Origin of the sequence: Aeromicrobium sp. Leaf272 (assembly GCF_001422865.1) — a bacterium.
Lineage (GTDB): Bacteria > Actinomycetota > Actinomycetes > Propionibacteriales > Nocardioidaceae > Aeromicrobium.
The window spans coordinates 691978-698025 of sequence record NZ_LMMY01000009.1; the positions used below are offsets into that span (position 1 = coordinate 691978).

A 6048-nucleotide genomic window follows, 5' to 3' on the forward strand; every position below is an offset into this window, starting at 1 on the left:
CGACGATGCCGCGCATCGTGATCGATCCGCGACCCGTGCGGTACATCGTGTCGATGCCCTGGGTGCCGACGATGAGGCCGTGGGTGGGGAAGTCCGGACCCTTGATCCGCTCCATGAGCGCCTCGAGGAGCTCCTCGCGACCGGCCTCGGGGTGGGCCAGCGCCCACTGGGCGCCGTCGGCGACCTCGCGCAGGTTGTGCGGCGGGATGTTGGTGGCCATGCCGACGGCGATGCCGGCCGAGCCGTTGACGAGCAGGTTCGGGAACCGGGCCGGCAGGACCGTGGGCTCCTGGGAGCGGCCGTCGTAGTTGGGCCGGAAGTCGACGGTGTTCTTGTCGATGTCGCGCACCATCTCCATGGCGATGGGCGCGAGCTTGCACTCGGTGTACCGCATGGCCGCGGCGCCGTCGTTGCCCGGCGAGCCGAAGTTGCCCTGGCCCGAGATCATCGGCGCGCGCATGACCCAGTGCTGCGCGAGGCGCACGAGGGNNNNGAGGCCGTCGCGCACGTCGGGCAGCGCGCGCGACACGATCACGCTCATGGCGTAGTCGATGTAGGAGCGCTGCATCTCGACCTGCAGCTCGACGGGCTCGGTGCGGTCGTGCTCGGGAGGGGTCTGCGTCATCGGTCGGTGCTCATTTCGGAGAGGTCACGGTGAGGGGCTGGGGCCACGCTGGCGGCCGGCCTAGATGTCGAGGAAGCGGACGTCCTTGGCGTTGCGCTGGATGAAGGAACGACGCTGCTCCACGTCCTCGCCCATGAGGATCGTGAACATCTCGTCGGCCATGGCACCGTCCTCGAGCGTCACCTGGCGCAGCACGCGCTGCGCCGGGTCCATCGTGGTGTCCCACAGCTCGGAGTCGTTCATCTCGCCCAGACCCTTGTAGCGCTGCACCGGGGCCTCCTTGGGCAGACGCTTGCCCGCCTCGGCGCCGGCCGCGAGCAGACCGTCTCGCTCGCTGTCGGTGTAGGCCAGCTCGTGGGGCGAGTTCGTCCACTTGATCCTGTACAGCGGCGGCTGTGCCAGGTACACGTGGCCGCCGTCGATGAGCGGCTTCATGAACCGGAACAGCAGCGTGAGCAGCAGGGNGGCCATGTCGAAGTCGTCGTGGACGCCGGTGCCGAGCGCGCTGATGATCGCCTGGACCTCGGCGTTCTGCAGGATCTTGTCGATCCGGGCCTTCTCGACGTTGAGGATCTTGCCGCGCAGCGGGAGGATCGCCTGCGCGTACGGGTCGCGACCACCCTTGGCCGAACCGCCGGCCGAGTTGCCCTCGACGATGAAGATCTCGCACTCCTCGGGGTTGCGCGACTGGCAGTCGGCCAGCTTGCCCGGCAGACCACCGCCGCCCATGAGGCCCTTGCGGTTGCGGGCGAGGTCGCGCGCCTTGCGCGCGGCGAGACGTGCCGTGGCGGCGTCGATCGACTTGCGCACGATGACCTTGCCCTCGGCGGGGTTCTGCTCGAACCAGGCGCCGATGTAGTCGTTGACGACCGACTGCACGTAGGAGCGGGCCTCGCTGTTGCCCAACTTGGTCTTGGTCTGGCCCTCGAACTGCGGCTCCTCCAGCTTGATGGAGACGATCGCGGTGAGGCCCTCGCGGATGTCCTCGCCCGAGAGGTTGTCGCTGGCCTTCTTGATGAGGCCCTGCGCGGTGGCGAACTTGTTGACCGTGGTGGTCAGCGCTGCCCGGAACCCCTCCTCGTGCGTGCCGCCCTCGTGGGTGTTGATCGTGTTGGCGAAGGTGTGCACCGACTCGGTGAAGGAGTCGTTCCACTGCATCGCGATCTCGAGCGACAGGCCCTTGGCCTCGTCCTCGGCCTCGATGGAGATGACCTCGCGGTGGATCGGCGACTTGCTGCCGACGTTGATGTGCTCGACGTAGTCGACGAGTCCGCGGTCGTAGCGGAACTGCACCTCGCGCTCGATCTCGTCGACGACCGAGTCGTCGGCGGCGGCCTCGACGGCTGCGTCGCGGTCGTCGCGCAGCCGGATCTCGAGGCCCTTGTTGAGGAAGGCCATCTCGCGGAACCGCGTCTTGAGGGTGTCGAAGCTGTACTCGACGGAGTCGAAGATCTCGGCGTTCGCGTAGAAGGTCTGCGCCGTGCCCGTCTCGTCGGTGGCCTCGCCCTTCTCGAGCTCGGCCGTGGGCACGCCGTTGTCGAACGTCTGCCGCCAGACGAAGCCGTCGCGCTTGACCACCGTGTGCATGGTCGTGCTCAGCGCGTTGACCACGGAGATGCCGACACCGTGCAGACCGCCGGACACCTTGTAGCCGCCGCCGCCGAACTTGCCGCCGGCGTGCAGCGACGTGAGCACGAGCGTGACCGCGGGGATGCCCTCGGTGGGGTGGATGTCGACCGGGATGCCACGACCGTCGTCGACGACCTTGACGCCGCCGTCGGCCTGCAGCGTGACCTCGATGTGGGAGGCGTGACCGGCCAGGGCCTCGTCGACGGAGTTGTCGACGACCTCGTAGACCAGGTGGTGCAGGCCGCGCTCACCGGTGGAGCCGATGTACATGCCGGGGCGCTTGCGGACCGCCTCGAGGCCCTCGAGCACCTGGATGTTGCTGGCGTCGTAGGAGCCGGCCACCGGGCCGCCGCGCTGCAGGGCGGTTCCGCCGTCAGCAGCTCCACCCTCGTCCGTCACGGTGCCATCGGTCACGATGTCCTCGTTCGTCGGCGCTGAGTTCTCGGGAGTCACGGCGTCGTCTGGAGTTGTGGTCACCGAATCAGTATACGGGCGATTCTGTGGCTCCCAGCGCACTGTCCCCAGTGTCAGCCGCGGACTTTTCCCGCTCAGATGCCACTGGGAGGCCACAGAGCATGCCTGGGAGCCTCGCGCAGGGTGGTCACCCATGGCCCGATCGCCCGCCGGTCCTGTTCGAGCGTCTGCGGCCACTCTGGCGTCGTTCGACGGAGGTTGCAGCCATGCGTCATCGTTGAGCCATGGCGCTCACCGAACCCGACCCGACCACGGTACCGACGCCGCAGCGTCCGGTCCGCGGCTCCGCGGTGCGGGGTCCGGCCGCTCTCACGGCGGTCGCCGCCGTGGCCCTCGGGGGCGTCCTCGTCTGGTTCGTCCTGCTGACGCCGCTCGGCCAGCGCCTCGACGAGCGCGCCATGAACACCGTGGTCGCCGGGCGCGAGACCCAACTGCAGGTGCTGAGCGTGCTCGGCTACGTCTCGATCGGTGCCATCGGGATCGTGTCGATCGTCTGCGTGGCGCTGGCGCTGTCGCGTGGACGGGTTCCCCTGGCGGTGGGGGCCCTGACGATCATCGCCGGGGCGAACGTCACGACGCAGGTGCTCAAGCACGTGCTGCTCCAGCGTGCCGACCTCGTCGACGGCGTCGTGGCGTCCAACAGCTTCCCGAGCGGCCACACCACCGTCATCGCCTCGGGCGTCGGAGCGCTGTGCCTGGTCTCCCCGCGGTGGATGCGCCCGCTCGTGGTCCCCGTCGGCGCGTTCGCCGTCGCCCTGACCGGAGCCTCGACCGTGGTCGCCGGCTGGCACCGTCCGTCCGACGTCGTGGGCGCCGTGCTGGTCACGACCGCGTGGACGGCCGCCGTCTCCGTGCTGCTGGGCAGCGACCACGAACGGGTCCCCGGCACCTGGCTGCTCGCCCTCGTCGGATCGATCGGTGCGATCGTCGCACTCGTCGCCATCGGTGTGCGCCCGTCGTACGGGTGGGACGGCTTCACCGACGCCGCGCTCGTGCTCGGAGCCCTGGGTGTGGCCCTCGGCCTCGGCGTCGCCGCGGCCAACCGGGTCACGCCGACGTCGTAGGGGCTGGCCAGCGGAGGTCGGTGACCTCACCCGTAGGTGTCGCGCGGGCCGCGACCCTTGACCGAGCGGAGGCCACGCTTCCACGACGGGGCCTGGGGACCGCGCACCTCGATGCGCAGGACCGAGCCGTCGCCGAGCTCCTCGTTCAGGCGTGCCACGAGGCGCGGGGCGAGCAGACGCAGCTGGGTGGCCCAGGCCGTGGAGTCCGTCTTCACGTGCACGATGCCGTCGGCGTACCCGTCGACCGCCGAGTGCGTGGCGATCTCGGGACCGACGATCGAGGCCCAGTCGGTGAAGACGCGTTGAGCCGAGAGACGTCCGTCCCAGCCCTGCTGGCGCACCAGGTCGCCCAGGGCGTCGGCCACCGACGACGGGTCCTCGCGACCCTTGCGCCGAGCCGGGGTGGAGCCGTGGACCCGACGCCGCCGTGGTCGAACCGGTGCGCCCGTGCCGCGGTAGGAGTCGGCGATCTCGCGCGCCAGGCTGAGCGGGTCCGGCTCGACCGCCCCGGTGTCCGGCCGATCGGGCGGGTCCGTGGGGGCGTGGTCAGCAGGACCGTCCGAGCCTGGGGTGGCCCTGTCGGGTGCGTCCTCGCCGGAGGTGTCGTCACCGGGGGCGTCGTCGTCCGGACCGCTCACGTCATGCTCCGGTGACCTGTCCGCCGTGGACGTCGAACCGCTGCCCGGCGAGCGCCTTGGGAACGTCCTCGGCCACGGCCGCGGTCACGAGCACCTGCTCGGCGTCGCCGACCAGCTCGGCGAGCTGCTCGCGCCGACCCTGGTCGAGCTCGGCGAAGACGTCGTCGAGGATCAGCACGGGGTCGTCGCCGTCGTCGTCGCGCAGGAGCGTGAACGACGCGAGTCGCAGCGCGAGCGCGAGCGACCACGACTCGCCATGGCTGGCGTAGCCCTTGGCGGGCAGGGTGCCGATGGCCAGCTCCACCTCGTCGCGGTGCGGACCGACGAGCGTGACCGCTCGGTCGAGCTCGTCGCGTCGACGCTCCTCGATGCCGGCGAGCAACGCCTCCCGGACCCCGGCGGGCGACTCGTCGTCGGCCGGGGTCGACGCACGGTAGAGGGCGGTGACGTCGCGCCGGTCGGCCGCCGCCTCGGTGGCCACCGTCCGGTACGAGTCGACGAGGAACGGTGCCAGGTCGTGCAGCAGCGCGATGCGCGCGGCCACCAGCTCACCACCCAGGGTCGCCAGCTTGTCGTCCCAGATATCGAGAGTCGACATGTCGACTTGTCGATTCGAGAACCGTCCACTGCGGGCGGACTTCAGCAGCGCGTTGCGCTGACGCAGGACCCGCTCGTAGTCGGCCTTCACGCCGGCGAGCCGCGGGGTGCGCAGCACGAGCAGTCCGTCGAGGAACCGGCGCCGGTCCGACGGGTCGCCCTTGACGAGCGCCAGGTCCTCGGGGGAGAAGGTCACCGTGCGAAGCACGCCGACCAGGTCGCGGGTGCGCGGCAGTGCGGCGCGGTTGACCCGGGCCCGGTTGGCCCGACCCGGCGTGATCTCCAGCTCCAGCAGCGCGGTCCGATCACCCCGCACGACCTCGGCCCGGACCACGGCTCGGTCCGTGCCGGCCCGCACCAGGGGCGTGTCCGACGAGACGCGGTGCGAGTCGAGCCGCGAGAGGTAGTCCACGGCCTCGACGAGGTTGGTCTTGCCCTGGCCGTTCGCCCCGATGAACGCGGTGGGTCCCGGCTCCAGAACGATCTCGACCTCGGGGTAGGACCGGAAGTCGTGCAGCGAGAGACGGGCGACGTGCATGCGTCAGGAGGGGCGTGCGTCCATGTCGGCCGGGTCGTGACCGGCCTCGGACGCAGCCTGCACGGCGTGACCACCGAACTGCTGACGCATGGCCGCGACGGCCTGCATGGCCGGCGACTCGTCCTGGCGCGACACGAACCGCGCGAAGAGCGACGCCGCGATCGTGGGTGCCGGGACCGCGTGGTCGATGGCCGCCTCGACGGTCCACCGTCCCTCACCGGAGTCCTCGGCGTAGCCGCGGATCTTCGACAGGCCGGGGTCGTCCTGCAGGGCCTTGACCAGGAGGTCGAGCAGCCACGAACGGACCACGGTGCCCACGCGCCACGAGTCGAAGACGTCGGTGACGTTGTCGACCAGCTCGGCCTTCTCGAGCAGCTCGAAGCCCTCGGCGTAGGCCTGCATCATGGCGTACTCGATGCCGTTGTGGACCATCTTGGAGAAGTGCCCCGCGCCGACACTTCCCGCGTGGACGAAGCCGGACTC

Annotated in this window: 3 protein-coding genes and 4 pseudogenes; 1 reads left to right on the forward strand and 6 read right to left on the reverse strand. The window is 70.5% G+C overall.

The window, feature by feature from the left end; all coding sequences use genetic code 11:
• The 3 pseudogenes from ASF38_RS18965 to ASF38_RS05020 all read right to left on the reverse strand — a co-directional run.
• A pseudogene (locus ASF38_RS18965) lies at positions 1-489 on the reverse strand (DNA gyrase subunit A); the annotation flags it as partial.
• Between the two features lie 196 nt (positions 490-685).
• Positions 686-1089 (reverse strand): annotated as a pseudogene (locus ASF38_RS18970) (DNA topoisomerase IV subunit B); the annotation flags it as partial.
• A 1-nt stretch (position 1090) separates the two neighbouring features.
• Positions 1091-2707 (reverse strand): annotated as a pseudogene (locus ASF38_RS05020) (DNA gyrase subunit B); the annotation flags it as partial.
• Positions 2708-2952: 245 nt separating this feature from the next.
• Between ASF38_RS05020 and ASF38_RS05025 the strand changes: the two are divergent.
• On the forward strand, positions 2953-3792 hold the full coding sequence (locus tag ASF38_RS05025; RefSeq protein ID WP_055962458.1) for a phosphatase PAP2 family protein: 840 nt from the start codon (positions 2953-2955) through the stop codon (positions 3790-3792).
• 26 nt (positions 3793-3818) lie between these two features.
• Here ASF38_RS05025 and ASF38_RS17070 read toward each other — a convergent pair whose 3' ends face one another.
• The 3 genes and pseudogenes from ASF38_RS17070 to ASF38_RS18975 all read right to left on the reverse strand — a co-directional run.
• Positions 3819-4430 carry a DUF721 domain-containing protein gene (locus ASF38_RS17070; RefSeq protein ID WP_082480387.1) on the reverse strand — a complete coding sequence of 204 codons (612 nt, stop codon included), beginning with the start codon at positions 4428-4430 and terminating at the stop codon, positions 3819-3821.
• 1 nt (position 4431) lies between these two features.
• Entirely contained in the window at positions 4432-5565 is a 1134-nt protein-coding gene (gene recF / locus ASF38_RS05035; protein ID WP_055962455.1) for a DNA replication/repair protein RecF, read from the reverse strand.
• A gap of 3 nt (positions 5566-5568) precedes the next feature.
• Positions 5569-6048: pseudogene (locus tag ASF38_RS18975) on the reverse strand (6-phosphogluconate dehydrogenase); the annotation flags it as partial.

What these genes read in the sequence shown, in the direction of transcription:
- ASF38_RS05025 (WP_055962458.1), top strand. Translation starts at nt 2,953, where the DNA reads ATGGCGCTCACCGAACCCGACCCGACCACGGTACCGACGCCGCAGCGT.
- recF (WP_055962455.1), bottom strand. Translation starts at nt 5,565, where the DNA reads ATGCACGTCGCCCGTCTCTCGCTGCACGACTTCCGGTCCTACCCCGAG.